Genomic DNA, 15,669 nt, shown 5'->3' on the forward strand with positions numbered 1-15,669 from the left:
CCACTAAAACTTAGTGGCTATATTTAATTCTTTGCAACTATACTATTACTTAGTATTTTCTGCGATAAATTTTTCAACGTGAGCTTCAATTTCTGCTGCTGTAGGCATTTGAAGTGCTTCATCTGCCATTGCTTTTACTGCTGCAAAGTTTGAGTTACGAACGATTTTCTTAACAAGAGGGATAGAAATACCGCTCATGCTGAATTCGTCTAAGCCCATACCAAGAAGAAGTAAGCTTGCACGATCATCACCCGCTAACTCGCCACACATACCTGTCCATTTGCCTTCTTTGTGAGAAGCATCGATTACTTGCTTAATTACAAGCAGAACCGCTGGAGATAGTGGGTTGTACAGATGAGAAATCATTTCGTTACCACGGTCAACAGCAAGAGTATATTGCGTTAAATCGTTAGTACCGATAGAGAAGAAGCTAACTTCTTTCGCTAAGTGATGTGCAATTGCAGCGGCAGCAGGCGTTTCAACCATAACACCGATCTCGATGCTTTCGTCAAACGCTAGGCCTTCAGCTCGAAGTTCTACTTTGTATTCTTCGATTGCTTTTTTCAGCTCACGGATTTCTTCAACAGAAATGATCATTGGGAACATGATACGCAGTTTACCGTGTGCAGAGGCACGTAAAATACCACGTAATTGATCACGTAGAATTTCACGACGGTCTAAACTGATACGGATTGCACGCCATCCTAAGAATGGGTTCATTTCTTCAGGAAGATCCATGTATGGTAGATCTTTATCACCACCGATATCCATAGTACGGATGATCACTGGCTCACCATGCATCGCTTCTGCTACTTCTTTATAAGCAACATACTGCTCTTCTTCAGTAGGAAGTGCATCACGATCCATGAATAGGAATTCTGTACGATACAGACCAACACCTTCGCCGCCGTTACGGATGATACCGTCACAGTCTTTAACTGTACCGATGTTACCGCAAATTTCAACTTGGTGGCCATCTAGAGTGATAGCTGGTAGGTCTTTAAGTTTTGCTAGTTCTTCTTTTTCTGCAACTAAAGTGTCACGGATTTTTTTAGATTCAGCTAGCTCTGCTTCTGATGGGTTGATAACAATTCTGTTGTTAACCGCATCAAGAATTAACATGTCGCCATTTTTCACTTGCTTAGTGATATCGTTTGTACCAACGATAGCTGGAAGTTCAAGAGAACGCGCCATGATAGAGGTGTGAGAAGTACGACCGCCGATGTCACAAGCAAAACCAAGAACGTAGTCTAGATTTATTTGTGCCGTTTCAGACGGTGTTAAATCTTTAGCAACTAGGATAACTTCTTCATTGATATTACTCAGTGAAACAATGTTGATACCTAATGCATTTTTAACAAAGCGGCTACCGATATCACGGATATCTGTAGCGCGCTCTTTTAGATAATCATCATCTAAAGATTCAAGTGCACACGCTTGCTCTTCAATTACAGAGTAAATTGCAAAATCAGCAGCAAGCTTTTCGTCTTTGATAAGTGCTAAGATTTCTTCTTCTAGCTCTTCATCTTCAAGAAGCATAATGTGCCCCTCAAAAATTGCTTCTTTTTCTTCGCCGAATGTTGCTAGCGCTTTCGCTTTAACCGCTTCTAATTGCTCAGAAGACTTAGCTCTAGCGTCAAAGAAACATTTAACTTCTGCTTCTATTTGAGATTCAGAGATTGGAGTTTTGTTTAGGACAATTTCATCTTCCTGAAGTAATAATGCTTTACCAAAAGCAATACCTGGAGATGCTAGAATGCCTGAAATCATAGCTTTACCTTAACATTGATCAAATTAGAGAATGAGAATAATTAAAGAAAAAGCTGATTAATGCAGCTCGTCCATTAGTTTAACTAGGTGGTCTACTGCTTCTTTCTCTTGAGCGCCTTCAGCAGAGATAGTTACGTTAGTACCTTTAGTTAGACCTAAAGTTTGTAGTTTGAAAAGGCTAGTAGCACTTGCGCTTTTACCGTTAGAAGTAACAGTGATTTTTGCATCAAAACCTTTCGCTTCTTTAACGAACTGAGCCGCTGGACGAGTGTGAAGGCCGTTTTCTGCAGTGATTACTACGTCTTGTGAATACATTGTGTATACCCCGATTTATATTTTATGTTGAATTAATGTCGTTAACCAATTCTGTTTATGACCGTACTTTCGCACATCATTGCTTCAGAAACAATCCGTCTTAATGTAAATAAGTTAACGACAGTAATTTATACATTCTGTCTTATTTAGTCATACTAAGATGACTTGGTGTTGATACATTATATTAGATTGTAATTATTTTACACCTAAAAATAAAGTGGCTAGATTATTACTAAGGAGTGAAATGAAATCAACAAAAAAACCCCATAAGGGGCTTTTTTGGATGAAAAATTGATTTGAACACGTGAAATTTGTATGTTTATTGCTCGTTTTCTTGTTCTGTAAACAATCCAGCAAAAAGTGCGGTACTTAGGTAACGCTCACCTGAACTTGGTAATACAACAACAATTTGTTTTCCTGCAAACTCAGGAAGGTCAGCAATACGGTTTGCGGCAACGACAGCGGCACCTGAAGATATACCGGCAAGAATACCTTCTTCTTCCATTAAGCGACGTGTCATTGCAATAGCATCTTCAGACGTTACCGCTTCAACACGGTCAATAAGAGATAAATCTAAATTCCCAGGAATGAAACCAGCACCGATGCCTTGGATCTTATGAGGTGATGGTTTTAATTCTTGTCCAGCAAGTGCTTGTGCAATTACAGGAGATTCTGCAGGTTCAACAGCAACTGACAGTACCGCTTTATTTTGAGTGTGTTTTAGATAACGGCTTGTTCCTGTTAGCGTGCCACCAGTGCCGACACCTGCAACAAATACATCTATATTACCTTCAGTAGCTTCCCAAATTTCAGGGCCTGTTGTTTTTTCATGGATAGCAGGGTTTGCTGGATTATTAAATTGTTGTAGCAATAGATACTTGCTTGGGTCACTTGCAACAATTTCTTCAGCTTTTGCGATTGCGCCACCCATGCCTTTTGGTGCTTCAGTTAGAACCAAATTAGCACCAAGCGCTTTAAGCAGTTTACGGCGCTCTAAACTCATTGATGCAGGCATTGTTAGGGTTAACTTATAACCACGAGCTGCTGCTACAAAGGCCAGAGCGATACCTGTATTACCAGAGGTTGGTTCTACGAGTTCAATCCCTTCTTTTAATGTGCCCGCTTTTTCTGCTTCCCAGATCATGTTTGCACCAATACGGCACTTAACACTAAAGCTTGGATTACGAGCTTCGACTTTAGCTAATACGTTACCATTACTTACACGGTTTAAACGTACAAGAGGAGTGTTACCAATAGTTTGAGAATTATCTTCGTAAATCTTTGTCATGATCTGTTCCTTCATTTCACGTAGCGCGTGATTCGTTTTAGAGTAAATATTTGGCAACTCATTTGAGTAACTCGACCTATCTAGAATACGAAGAGTTATTCAAATGAGAAAGGATCTAAAGGTTATAAGATATAGATGAACTTATGCTATGTAGATTTAAGTCTTAAGAATTAGAGTGCTTATCGCGGTAAACATCGACCCACATTGCTGTTGCACCACATACCGCAATAGGCATGACAAATAAATTAAGAATAGGAGTCATAGTGAAAAGTGTAACTAAAGAGCCAAAAGATAAGCACTTACCGCGCTTGGTTTTTAAATCGTCTCTCATTACTTCAAATGGAACTTTATGATTATCAAATGGGTAATCACAATATTGAATAGCCATCATCCAAGCGGTAAATAGAAACCATAGTATTGGGGCGACACTTTGACCTATAGCGGGAATGAAAAAAAGGATAAACAACCCAAGGGCCTTGGGTAGATAATATTTCAATTTTTGCCATTCACGTTTAAAAATACGAGGTAGATCTTTTAATGCATCAATAACGCCACCGTTTGGTGCTGGCTGATTTGTTAGTTTTGCTTCTAAATGCTCCGCTAATAAACCGTTAAAAGGTGCTGCTATCCAATTGGCTAGGGTACTAAAAAAATAAGAAAATACAGCTAAGATACTGATAACAATTAATGGCCATAATAAATAAGAGATCCAATCTAACCAACTTGGGATTTGGTCTAGGATTTGATCAATCCACCCCCCAATTTGATTATATAAATAGAAGAATGATCCTCCTAATAATACAAAGTTTATTAGCAAGGGAATAAAGACGAAGCGACGGATGCCTGGTGTCAACGCTAGTGATATACCTTTCAAAAAGTATTGAACACCAGATTGGGTTTGTTTTAATGAACTCATAATATATTTACGTTTTGTGTATCATGCATTCACTATACTCAAAAATACGCACAAAGAAATGGAATTAGAGTAAATAAAGGCGGTGTAAATTGTTCAATTGTAAGATTTATGTCACCACTTTCATTTTGTTATTCAACAATAGGCCTATTATTTGGTACATTACTAATAAGTAGTGGTAGATTAACTTTTATAGTTGAGCTATTTTCATGGTAGTCGAGGTAAACTTTCCTTTGTTTTTTATAAGAAGGGAGGTTCAATAAAGCAGAAGAGCAGAGAGTTAGCGATGCAAGAATTGCGATTAGTATTGATACTTGTTGGGGCATTAGCCATTGCGGCGTTATTGTTTCATGGCTTATGGACGAGTCGTAAAGAAACGAGCTCAAAATTTGGAAAAAAAATAGATATAGATTTTGATTCAGATGCTGATAGTGAGCAGCCAGCTCCTATGCGTGCTTTTGATCAAGCAAAAGAAGATATTATACCTAAAGAGAGAAAAGAACCTGCGTTTGTAAGAGAAGACTCTTCATTTTCTAAAGATCCTCTTTTTGATGGTGAACATGATGATGTAATACCAGAACCAATAGAAAAGATTAAGGAACAACCAATAGAAATACCGGCGGAAGCAATAAGACAACAATCGTCACATGATATAAAGATTGAGCAAGAACCAATAATGTCATTTTCAGCGATTGATGAAGCCGTTATCCCTCCTGAAGAGATACCTCAGCCGTTAGTTCAAGTTGAAAAGCCTAATATAGTCGTTGAACCGGTTGCGGTAATGCAAGAAGAACCAGAAGAAGACGTCATTGTTATTAATGTTCATGGGATGGGAAGTGAACGTTTTAATGGTAATCGTTTATTCAATAGTTTAGAGCAAAATGGTTTACTGTTCGGTGATATGGGTATTTATCATCGCCATTCTGATTTGTCTGGTAGTGGGGCTGTATTATTTAGTACCGCAAACATGGTTGCTCCGGGACATTTTCAAGTGCCAGAAGGCGAAGAATTTTCAACACCAGGTATCTCATTTTTCTTGCCGCTCCCGTGCTACGGTGATGCAGAGCATAATTTTAAATTAATGCTGCAAACCGCTCAGCTAGTTAGCTCTGAATTAGGTGGCAATATTTTAGATGAAAAACGAGATATGCTGACACCAAATAAGATAGATGAATATAAACAACGAGCAAAAGTGTTTTGTCATAAGTAGATCGTCTATCATTATAGTTAATTGAGAAAGGCTCCTTGTGAGCCTTTTTTTTATTTTTTGTAAAAACAGAAAAAGAAGTTGATGAGCCATGAGTACTGAACAGACATTGGATGAGTTGAAACAACAGCTAAACTATCACGCTTATCGTTATTATGTAGAAGACAGCCCTGAGCTGCCTGATGCTGAGTACGATCGAATGATGCAACAATTGCTTTCTATTGAATCTGAACACCCTGAATTAGTAACGATAGATTCGCCAAGTCAACGAGTGGGTGGTAAGGCTCTTGATGGGTTTACTCAAGTTCAGCATGAAATAGCAATGCTCTCTTTAGATAATGCATTTAATGATACAGAACTAGAAGCTTTTGAAAAAAGAATGAATGATCGCCTTATTGCTAAGTCGATATCACTTTTCTGTTGTGAGCCAAAGTTAGATGGCTTAGCTGTTAGCCTTTTATACGTAAATGGTAGATTAGTTCAAGCAGGTACTCGAGGTGATGGTTCAACGGGTGAAAATATAACAGAGAACGTAAGAACTATCCGTTGCATACCTTTAACTTTACAAGGTGAGGGCTGGCCTGCACGTTTAGAAGTTCGTGGTGAAGTCTTTATGCCAAAAGCCGGTTTTGAGGCATTAAATGAACGTGCATTTAAACGAGGAGAGAAGCCATTTGCTAACCCTCGTAATGCGGCTGCTGGGAGTTTACGTCAATTAGATTCTAAGATTACCGCAACTCGACCTCTGAGCTTTTATGCTTATAGTGTTGGAGTGATTGATGGCGGTGAATTGGAATCAAGTCATTATCAACGCTTTGTACAGTTAAAACGTTGGGGACTTCCAATGTGTGAAGAAACCAAACAATGTACATCTTTAAGTGAAGTGAAAGAGTACTATAAAGATATTCTTGAACGTAGAGATGCATTGAAATATGAAATTGATGGTGTTGTTATTAAAGTTGATGATATCGAGCTGCAAGAGCAACTTGGTTTCGTTGCGAGAGCTCCTCGTTGGGCGATAGCTTATAAGTTTCCCGCACAAGAAGAGTTAACAATACTGAAGGGGGTTGAATTTCAAGTTGGGCGTACTGGAGCAATTACCCCTGTCGCAAAACTAGAGCCAGTATTTGTTGGTGGGGTAACGGTAAGCAATGCAACACTACATAATGCAGATGAAATCGCACGTTTAGGCGTTCATATTGGCGATACAGTGATCATTCGTCGTGCAGGTGATGTTATCCCTCAAATTGTGTCTGTTGTGGAGGCCCGTCGTCCTGAAAATAGTACAGCTATTATATACCCAACTGCGTGTCCTGTATGTGATTCGCAGTTAGAGCGAATACAGGGTGAGGTAGTTACTCGTTGTGGTGCTGGGTTAGTCTGTGCGGCACAGCGTAAAGAAGCATTAAAACACTTTGTGTCTCGTAAAGCACTTGATGTTGATGGGTTGGGAGATAAGGTTGTCGAGCAGTTAGTGGATAAAGAAATGGTAGAAACGCCAGCCGATTTATTTAAACTTTCTGCTGGAGTGATTACTGTATTAGAGCGAATGGGACCTAAATCAGCTCAAAATGTTGTTGATGCATTAAATAAAGCCAAAGCAACGACCTTACCTCGATTTTTATATTCTTTAGGGATCCGAGAGGTGGGTGAAGCAACGGCTGCGAATTTAGCACTACATTTTTCAACATTAGAAGCCGTTCAGGTTGCTAGTTTTGAACAGCTTATAGAAGTAAGTGATGTCGGTGACATTGTCGCAAAGCATGTATTAAACTTTTTTGCTGAACCACATAATCAAGCAGTTATAGATGATTTACGAGGAATGGGAGTCCATTGGCCTGAAATTAAAGCGCTTGATGAATCAGTACCGCAACCATTAGCGGGTAAAGTGGTGGTTCTTACCGGTACGCTTCATAAATTAAAACGTAATGAAGCCAAAGCAGCATTGCAAGAGTTAGGCGCAAAGGTTACTGGTAGCGTATCTAAAAAAACCGATATTCTTTTTGCAGGTGAAGCGGCAGGATCCAAATTAACCAAAGCGGAAGAGCTTGGAATCGAAGTAATGAATGAAGAACAGTTAATTGAGTTGCTAAATTAACAATTAAATAGCCACTTATTAAATGAAAGGAGCCTAGAGCTCCTTTTTTTATGCCTGAAATAAATGGCTTTAATTGTTTGGTATAACTTAAACATTTGTATCGATACTTGTTGTGATTATTTATATGAAACAAATAACCGCTTGCAAGGTAACTGTGATCTTCGTCGCATTGAGTCTTTTTTTATATTTATAACGTGCTGTTTTAACTTAAAAAGATGTTTCTTGATGATTTTTGATCTATTTAATTTGATCTTAATCACTAATGCGAAAGAAGTTTGCGCTCGCTCATATTTTTTTTATAGAAAATTAAGTTTTTGTTTTATGTTTTTTTTGAACGGTTTAGTATTTATCTCATGGATGCACAGCGTGTATGCAGGAAAAATATAAGGTAATTACAATTTTTAAATTCCCCTTTTCTTATTTAAAAATTGTGTGAATTAGGAGATTTATTTACTGCTTTCGGCGGCCAACTTAAAGCCAGTAAATAATGAACACAGCTATATCCATTTTTAGGAGCTTTATTCCATGGAAAACAAATTTTTTAAAGTATCAGCAATTGCAGCTGCGCTTACTGGAGCTTTAGTTGCTCCTCAGGCAATGGCTGAAGAAGTTGTTTCTGAGCAATATACTAGTGAAGTGTCAGAATTCTTTTCTGAATCGACAATCAGCGGTAATGTTAACTTTTTTATGCGTGCTCGTGATCGTGGCGATGTTGATGCTAACGGTAATGATACGAAGAAAACAACGAACTTAGATCATGGTTCTATTTTCGTAAATCTTGGTTTTAACTCTGGTTATGCTGGTGATGTTGTTGGTACTGATATTGTTGTTTATTCAACATTTGATATGTGGCAAAACGGTGGACCAGATCATGAGATGAACTTTTGGGGTGTAAATAACCCGTACGATAAGACTCCAAATGATAGTAACTGTTCTGGTAGATGGGCTGCGGATTGTACTGATAATGGTGTTTCTTTTGCAACAGCCAATGCTAAATTTAAATTTGGTGAAAATGTAACTGCAAAATTAGGTTATTTCCAACCATCAGTACCTAGTTCATTAGGGGTTAACTGGTCGTTTGCTCCTGGTACATATCGTGGTGGTGAAGTAGGCGCGAATCTAGGTAACCTTTCATTAGGTTTAGTGGTTGCTGATGAATATAAAGCACCGTGGTTTAAAGAAACGTATGAATTCCAAGATGGTCAAGGAAACGATGCCGGTGAGGTTATTTCTCTAGGTGCTCGTTATGTATTAAATAATGGGATTTCATTTGATGCAGGTTACGGTACGCTAACAGATGGCGACCGTTCAAACATGCATTTTAAAGTTAAAGGTACAACTGACGGTGGTTTCTACTGGTCTCCACAAGTATATATCGTAAGTGATAAAAATCAGTATGATGACGATATTGCAGCACAGTTAGCTTTCCTATCGGCATTTAGCTCTGGTCAATACTCATTCCGTGCAGAAGCAACCATGACAATGGCTGATTCTACAGAAACTCGTGGCAATGTAGGTAACATGTCTTACCGTTTGACTGAGCAATACGGTGGTTCAAACGGAGCATATGATATTTGGTGGAATAACCGTTCTGACTTTAACCATGATGGCGAACTTGCAGGTTTTGTTTCAGCGACTCGAGACTTTTCAGATATCGGTGGAACAGGGTTTAGTGCTGGTTTAAGTGCGGCAGCTGGTGGCGGTGCTTCATCTCCAGGTTATGATGATTTAGTTGAATATGCTTACAGTGCATTTGCAAATTATGCAATTCAAGCTGGAGCATTAAAAGATGCAAATGTTAGCTTCTACTATACTGAATACTTTAATGATTCAGATGCAGGTGACTGGGCTCCATATAGTAATGCCTTCCAAGACGAAACTGACTTTAAACTGATGTTAACTATTCCGTTTTCAGTTAAATAAAATAAGATTGTAGTAATTACTTATATTTAAGCTGAGCCTAGTGCTCAGCTTTTTTATTGAGGATAGAAAATGAAGATAACATTATTGTTTTTCCCTTTATTATTGACAGCTTGCTCTTCATCACCTAAAACGGCAGAGGAATATTGGTTTGGACAGGGAGAGCGTTTTGGAAGTCGTGGTTATAATGTTGAAACTGATACGCTAGAAAGCATCAAGGAAAAAGTGCCTTTTAGTGAAACGGCTTACCTTAATGGGTATAAAAAAGGAATAAATGATTATTGTGATCCTTTTCAGGCTTTTGATAAAGGAGTCAGCGGGGTTCGCTATACAGGACAGTGTGACTCCCAAAAAGAAGTGATTATGATTAAAGCTGAATGGGAAAGAGGATGGCAAGCTTTTATTGCTTGGGATTTTAATATGAGATAAATGAGTGCGACTTAGTTCGCACTTTTTTTTTAATTAAAATAAATAGATCTAATTGATGCTAAAAATGATGTGATCTAGGTTCGTATATCTCATGTTAAAGTGAGTTATTTTTGGGATTTCGATCTCTTTTGTTTTATTTTTAGTTGTAGTTGTTTTTTGTTTTATTTTTTAAGTTGTTGATTTTTTTTGTTTATGTTTTTTTATGATTTGCGTAATTTGAACTTCGTCACTCAAAAAACATAACTATATTTTCTTTGTGAAAAAACATTGTCATAGTCTGCTCCAGACAACAAATCTAGTGCATGGTTCATTTCGGCGACCACTTAAATATCCATGCATTACTACATAAGTTAAATGAAGGAATTATGACTATGTTCAAAAAAACACTTTTAGGTGCAGCCGTTTCTGCACTATTACTTAGCGTTACTCCTGCAATGGCTGCTGATGCTGATGCGATTAATCAAGATGATTTAAAAGAAAGTGCAAGTTATGAAGTCTACGGTATTATTGCAATGCAAGCTGCATACCGTGCTTACGACTCTGGTACTGATGCCACTGATGACAATTTAGGCGGAATGCAATTCAACAATGAATCACGTATTGGTTTCCGTGGTAAAAAGCAATTTGCTAACTTTGGCCCAACATTTATTTGGCAAATTGAAGGGGGTTATGTTGACCCAAGCTTTGGTGGTGAAGGTGCTGGTTTAGGTGAGCGTGATACATTCGTCGGTTTTGAAAGTGATTCATTAGGCCAAATTCGAGTTGGTCGCGTATTAACGCCTATGTATGAACTAGTTGATTGGCCTGCATCTAACCCTGGTTTAGGTGATGTTTACGATTGGGGTGGCGCTATTGGTGGAGCTAAATATCAAGATCGCCAATCAAATACTGTTCGCTGGGATACGCCAATGTATGCTGAAGCTCTTTCTTTTGATGTGGCTGCTGGTGCTGGTGATAAAGCGGGACTTGGCGAAGGCGAAGATTTCTGGGCAGGTGTCGCTGGTCATTATAAATTAGGTCCAATTCAATTTGACGCTGCTTATGAAGGTAACCGTAACATCCAAAGTGAATCAACAACATGGGATAATGATACTTATTTAGTTGGGCTACAAGGCTGGTTTGAAAATGGTATTTCTTTCTTTGCTCAGTATAAAATGATGGAAGCAACATCGGCTACTGGTGTTGATGAATCTCAAGATGCAGTATCTGCGGGTGTTATGTATACCACTGGTGATTGGCAATATAAATTAGGTTATGCTGCTAACTTTGAATTAGAACGTGATGGTAAAACTATTAATGATACTGATGATAATGTGATTTCAGCTCAAATTATGTATTTTGTTGACCCGTCTGCAGTTCTTTATGCTCGTGCCCGTACTCTTGATTTTGGTGATGGAGCTGCTGCTATAGATGCTTCAGGAGCCCGTTGGAAATCTGCTGATTATGATGAGTTTTCTGTTGGTGTAGAATATTATTTCTAGTAATTAGTAACGATTGAACTTATTTAAGGGTATGTGAAAACATACCCTTTTCAGTTTTATATAATAGCGATATAAGTATAAATGTTCAGATTATTGAATTAATTATTAAAGGTGAAGTTGTGTTTTTTAAAAAAAAATTATTTATTGCTTTTGCACTGTTTTCTTCGTACGGATTAGCGAATCCAATGCTAACTCTTCCATCAGAAATGGTACCTCAGGTTCTTAATGGGGAAAGGGTGGTCAGCGTTCATTATCACACGAAAAATACTCTGAATTTAAAAGAGGGTGAAAATCAATTGGCAATTACTGTCGGTCAAATTGTATCGGAAGATGGAAAACGTCGGAAATTTGATTCCCAGCCATTATTAATATCTTTTATGGTTAAAAATAATGAAGCGCTATCTATTAGTTATAATAAATTTCGAACTATGGATGAGGCGAAAGCATTTGAAATAAATCCTGTACTTAGTTTTACCGAGAGTAATGGAAAGGAGAAAGAGTATCAGTGGGTGCAATTGAATAAAGGGGGATTACAAGGTTTTCGAGATTATGAAAGAGAAGTTGCGGATTATAATGCCCAACAAGACAAAGTATTTTACGTGAAAAATATAAGTGACACTTCCCCTGTTCAGCGTCATACAACAGAGCTTCAAAATACGTTTTTACAATTAACCGCAGAGCAGCAACAGGAATTCATGCAATGGGCAATGCGTAACTTAAAGTAACTCAATCATTGTAGATTTACCTTATGGTGCTAAAATAGCGCATAAATTATGTGGTGCTGACAGATTCAGCGCAACCTCTTTAAAAGGTAATAACAATGACGGTTAAAACTCGTTTTGCTCCAAGCCCAACAGGTTATCTTCACGTTGGTGGTGCACGAACTGCACTTTATTCATGGCTTTTTGCTAAAAACCAAGGTGGCGAATTTGTTCTTCGTATTGAAGATACAGACCTTGAGCGTAACTCTCAAGAAGCGGTAGACGCTATTATTGAAGGTATGCACTGGATGGGAATGGAATGGGATGAAGGTCCTTATTACCAATCTAAGCGTTTTGACCGTTATAACGAAGTTGTAGATCAACTGCTTGCAGAAGATAAAGCTTACAAATGTTATGCATCAAAAGAATTACTTGATGAAATTCGTGCAGAACAAGAAGCTAACAAAGAAATGGCTCGTTATGATGCAAACCACCCTAAAGTTGTTGCAGCAAATGCAGCAGCAACAGAAGGTGATGATTGTGTTATTCGTTTCCGTAACCCTAAAGAAGGTTCGGTAGTATTTGATGATCAAATTCGTGGCCGTATCGAAATTTCAAACAGCCAAATGGATGATTTAATTATCCGTCGTACTGATGGCGCTCCTACATATAACTTCGTAGTAGTTGTTGATGACTGGGACATGGGTATTACTCAAGTTATCCGTGGTGAAGATCACATCAACAATACACCTCGTCAAATTAACATCTATGAAGCATTAGGTGCTCCAGTACCTAAATTTGCACACTGTGCAATGATCCTTGGTGATGATGGCGCAAAACTGTCTAAGCGTCATGGCGCGGTATCAGTTATGCAATACCGTGATGAAGGTTATCTACCAAATGCACTAAACAACTATTTAGTACGTTTAGGCTGGTCTCATGGTGATCAAGAGATTTTCTCTCAAGAAGAGATGATTAACTTATTCAGCTTAAATGCCGTAAGTAAATCAGCATCTGCTTTCAACACTGATAAGCTGCTATGGTTAAACAACCATTACATTAAAACATCAGAACCAGAGTACGTTGCAAAATACCTACAATGGCACCTAGATCAAAAAGAGATATCTCTTGAAAATGGTCCAGCAATTACTGATGTAATCACTTTAGTTGGTGAGCGTTGTAATACGCTAATCGAATTAGCAGAGCAATCTCGCTACTTCTACCAAGATTTTGAAGAGTTCGAAGCGGGTGCAGCGAAGAAACACCTACGTGGCGTTGCTAAAGGCCCACTAGAGCTTGCTCTTGCTAAAGTTGAAGCTCTAGAAGAGTGGACTACTGAAAACCTTCACAATGTGATTGAAGAAGTCTGTGCAGAGCTTGAAATTGGTATGGGTAAAATTGGTATGCCACTACGTGTAGCGGTAACTGGCGGCGGTCAATCTCCATCAGTAGATGCTGTTATGCAATTGATTGGTAAAGATCGAGTTGTTGCTCGTATCAAAATGGCACTAGCATTTATTACTGAGCGTGAAGCTAACGCTCAATAATATTAAGTATAAAATTCAGCTTTAACTGTATATTTAAAGTCTAATAAAAATCCGTTGAATAGTTTATTATTCAGCGGATTTTTGTTTAAAGTAAGCTAAGTTATTTCATCTACTAATGCATCAACAATGCAGTTTTTCCCATTTTGTTTTGCTTGATAAAGCCCTTCATCTAATATGAAATATATTTGTTCAACATCTTTCATTTCTCGCTCAAGATAGACCCAAGAAAAACTGGCGGTAATAGATAGATTTTTTCCATCTAGCGTAGTGAAACTGCTTTTTTCTAAAGTGGAGCGAGCAGATTCAATCATTTCAAAACATGCATTTTTTGTCTCATTAGAAAGTAAGATTAAAAACTCTTCTCCACCAATACGGCCTATTTGATGAGGTGGTGGCATTGCCTTTTCTAAAATTGAATAGAGATGCTTCAGCCCTAAGTCACCATTTGGATGACCGTGTAGGTCATTTAATTGTTTAAAATTATCAATATCCAGCATGACTAACGCTGTTTGATCATGAAAATTCGTTAATGTTTCATTTATGATTTCAAATATAGAGTGTCGATTATTCGCATTAGTTAATACGTCTTTATGCGCCAAAGTATTGAGTCTTTTTCTTGAACGTAAAATAAAATAGATTGTAATACTTAGAAGAACGATGATTATTTGAAATAATAATCGATATTTCTTTTCTATGTTTATTTCAAGTTGTTTCTGATGCATTGTCTTCAAATTATTGAGTTGTTCTTCTTTCTGTTCAATAAGAGATTTACGCAGTTGCAAGGTAGTGTAAGCCTCTTGATTATCAATAGAATGGATTTTGTCTATAATGCCTTCGTATTGTTTTCGAGAACTTAATGCTAATTCAAAGTTACCGATAAATTCATGTATTTGAGATTGAATTAAGTAGGAGGAAGATAAGGCTTGTTGGTTTTGTGATTTCTCTGATTTCTCTACTGCGATAGTAATATAGTTTAATGCTTTATTTACGTTCTCATTTTTCAAGTAAACCTGACTGAGAGCTTGGTATATTTCGATATTTAGATCTGAATTTGAATTGAGATCAAGTTGTTTAAGAGCAAGTAACAGGTACTCAATACCGTCATCATAATAACCTTGGGCGTTAAGAACACAGCCAAAGGTTAAGTAAGCTTGGCTTAATGACTTGGCGTTATGACTGTTTTGTAGGTGTTCTATGGCTAATGTCGCTGAAACCTTAGCTTGGGCGTAATTTGATGATTGTAAATATATTCTTGCTAGAATAAGGTGCGATTGCGCTATTTTTTGCGGTATTTTTCGCTCAGTTCGTATGTCTAGTGCTTTAATAGCATATTCTTTTGCTGAGTTTATTTTACCCATACTCAACAGTAAGGTGCTTATATTATTGTAAGCGGTATCGTTAATTTCATAAGGTTTTGTAAGAGAAAGGGCTTTTTCACTCGCAATTAATGCCGATTGATAATTTGTAACGCCTTGATAGCTTAACGCTAATAAGCGATATCCCCATTTTATGTCAATATAATGGTCTGGTTTTTTTTCTAAATGTTTTAGTGCCGATTGGCAGTAAAACTCAGCCATATAGTGGTTTCCTAATGCTAAATTAGCTCGACATTGTTTGAGTTGAATGAAACTATTTAAATCTAAATTATTAAGGCTCTTTGATTTATTTTTCGCCGTTTTAATATAATGCAGGGATTTTTCATATTGCCCCTCATCTTCTAAGTCCATTGATTTTAAAATCAAATGCTCAATATTTTCATAAAGATCAGTACTGTAGTTATTTGTTTGATGAGAATAAATATCACCTCTACGAGTGACAAAACCATGAATACGGGCTGCTGTATAGATACGTTCAGCCGAAGGGGGTAATGATGAATAGACGTCATTAAGCATCGATAAGGCTTTGCTTTGATCCTGAATTCGATAGTGGTGGTATTGTTTTTGCCACGATTCTTCTGACATCACTGAACTTGCAGATGAAGTGGAACTTATCAGTAATAA

12 protein-coding genes are annotated in these 15,669 nt (G+C 37.7%); 7 read left to right on the forward strand and 5 right to left on the reverse strand.

All coding sequences use genetic code 11. From position 1 onward, the window contains the following. Window positions 1-45 precede the first annotated feature (45 nt). From ptsI to cysZ, 4 genes are all read right to left on the reverse strand, one after another. Complete coding sequence (ptsI, locus tag A6E03_RS04110) at window positions 46-1,770, reverse strand: phosphoenolpyruvate-protein phosphotransferase PtsI (RefSeq protein ID WP_065600217.1); 1,725 nt, start codon at window positions 1,768-1,770, stop codon at window positions 46-48. Window positions 1,771-1,827: 57 nt separating this feature from the next. Continuing rightward, window positions 1,828-2,085: a phosphocarrier protein Hpr gene (ptsH, locus tag A6E03_RS04115; protein ID WP_005420435.1), complete on the reverse strand. Its 258-nt coding sequence runs from the start codon at window positions 2,083-2,085 to the stop codon at window positions 1,828-1,830. Window positions 2,086-2,404: 319 nt separating this feature from the next. Then, on the reverse strand, window positions 2,405-3,373 hold the full coding sequence (gene cysK, locus A6E03_RS04120; protein ID WP_065593848.1) for a cysteine synthase A: 969 nt from the start codon (window positions 3,371-3,373) through the stop codon (window positions 2,405-2,407). Window positions 3,374-3,536: 163 nt separating this feature from the next. Continuing rightward, complete coding sequence (gene cysZ, locus A6E03_RS04125) at window positions 3,537-4,289, reverse strand: sulfate transporter CysZ (protein ID WP_065600218.1); 753 nt, start codon at window positions 4,287-4,289, stop codon at window positions 3,537-3,539. A gap of 283 nt (window positions 4,290-4,572) precedes the next feature. Between cysZ and zipA the strand changes: the two genes are divergently transcribed. The 7 genes from zipA (at window position 4,573) to gltX (ending at window position 13,669) form a co-directional block, all read left to right on the forward strand. Then, window positions 4,573-5,496 (forward strand): cell division protein ZipA, encoded by a 924-nt coding sequence (gene zipA, locus A6E03_RS04130; RefSeq protein ID WP_065593846.1) that lies wholly within the window; start codon window positions 4,573-4,575, stop codon window positions 5,494-5,496. An 88-nt stretch (window positions 5,497-5,584) separates the two neighbouring features. Further along, on the forward strand, window positions 5,585-7,591 hold the full coding sequence (gene ligA / locus A6E03_RS04135; protein ID WP_065593845.1) for an NAD-dependent DNA ligase LigA: 2,007 nt from the start codon (window positions 5,585-5,587) through the stop codon (window positions 7,589-7,591). A gap of 525 nt (window positions 7,592-8,116) precedes the next feature. Then, on the forward strand, window positions 8,117-9,514 hold the full coding sequence (locus tag A6E03_RS04145) for a multidrug transporter (protein WP_065600220.1): 1,398 nt from the start codon (window positions 8,117-8,119) through the stop codon (window positions 9,512-9,514). A gap of 69 nt (window positions 9,515-9,583) precedes the next feature. Then, window positions 9,584-9,940, forward strand: a complete 357-nt coding sequence (locus tag A6E03_RS04150) for a DUF2799 domain-containing protein (protein ID WP_065593843.1) — start codon at window positions 9,584-9,586, stop codon at window positions 9,938-9,940. 365 nt (window positions 9,941-10,305) lie between these two features. Further along, window positions 10,306-11,421 carry a porin gene (locus tag A6E03_RS04155; RefSeq protein WP_065600221.1) on the forward strand — a complete coding sequence of 372 codons (1,116 nt, stop codon included), beginning with the start codon at window positions 10,306-10,308 and terminating at the stop codon, window positions 11,419-11,421. Window positions 11,422-11,540: 119 nt separating this feature from the next. Next, on the forward strand, window positions 11,541-12,146 hold the full coding sequence (locus A6E03_RS04160; RefSeq protein WP_255310578.1) for a DUF2057 domain-containing protein: 606 nt from the start codon (window positions 11,541-11,543) through the stop codon (window positions 12,144-12,146). A gap of 95 nt (window positions 12,147-12,241) precedes the next feature. Beyond that, the gene (gene gltX / locus A6E03_RS04165) at window positions 12,242-13,669 is read left to right on the forward strand and encodes a glutamate--tRNA ligase (RefSeq protein WP_065600222.1); all 1,428 of its coding nucleotides are present in this window, start codon (window positions 12,242-12,244) and stop codon (window positions 13,667-13,669) included. A 95-nt stretch (window positions 13,670-13,764) separates the two neighbouring features. Here the strand turns inward: gltX and A6E03_RS04170 are convergent, their stop codons facing one another. Further along, complete coding sequence (locus tag A6E03_RS04170; RefSeq protein WP_065600223.1) at window positions 13,765-15,630, reverse strand: GGDEF domain-containing protein; 1,866 nt, start codon at window positions 15,628-15,630, stop codon at window positions 13,765-13,767. Between the last annotated feature and the right edge of the window lie 39 nt (window positions 15,631-15,669).

Source organism: Aliivibrio sp. 1S128 (assembly GCF_001691065.1).
GTDB lineage: Bacteria > Pseudomonadota > Gammaproteobacteria > Enterobacterales > Vibrionaceae > Aliivibrio.

Coding starts and splice junctions, on each gene's coding strand:
- ptsH (WP_005420435.1), bottom strand. CDS start 2,085: ATGTATTCACAAGACGTAGTAATCACTGCAGAAAACGGCCTTCACACT.
- cysK (WP_065593848.1), bottom strand. CDS start 3,373: ATGACAAAGATTTACGAAGATAATTCTCAAACTATTGGTAACACTCCT.
- gltX (WP_065600222.1), top strand. CDS start 12,242: ATGACGGTTAAAACTCGTTTTGCTCCAAGCCCAACAGGTTATCTTCAC.
- cysZ (WP_065600218.1), bottom strand. CDS start 4,289: ATGAGTTCATTAAAACAAACCCAATCTGGTGTTCAATACTTTTTGAAA.
- A6E03_RS04170 (WP_065600223.1), bottom strand. CDS start 15,630: ATGTCAGAAGAATCGTGGCAAAAACAATACCACCACTATCGAATTCAG.
- A6E03_RS04150 (WP_065593843.1), top strand. CDS start 9,584: ATGAAGATAACATTATTGTTTTTCCCTTTATTATTGACAGCTTGCTCT.
- A6E03_RS04145 (WP_065600220.1), top strand. CDS start 8,117: ATGGAAAACAAATTTTTTAAAGTATCAGCAATTGCAGCTGCGCTTACT.
- ptsI (WP_065600217.1), bottom strand. CDS start 1,770: ATGATTTCAGGCATTCTAGCATCTCCAGGTATTGCTTTTGGTAAAGCA.
- A6E03_RS04155 (WP_065600221.1), top strand. CDS start 10,306: ATGACTATGTTCAAAAAAACACTTTTAGGTGCAGCCGTTTCTGCACTA.
- ligA (WP_065593845.1), top strand. CDS start 5,585: ATGAGTACTGAACAGACATTGGATGAGTTGAAACAACAGCTAAACTAT.
- zipA (WP_065593846.1), top strand. CDS start 4,573: ATGCAAGAATTGCGATTAGTATTGATACTTGTTGGGGCATTAGCCATT.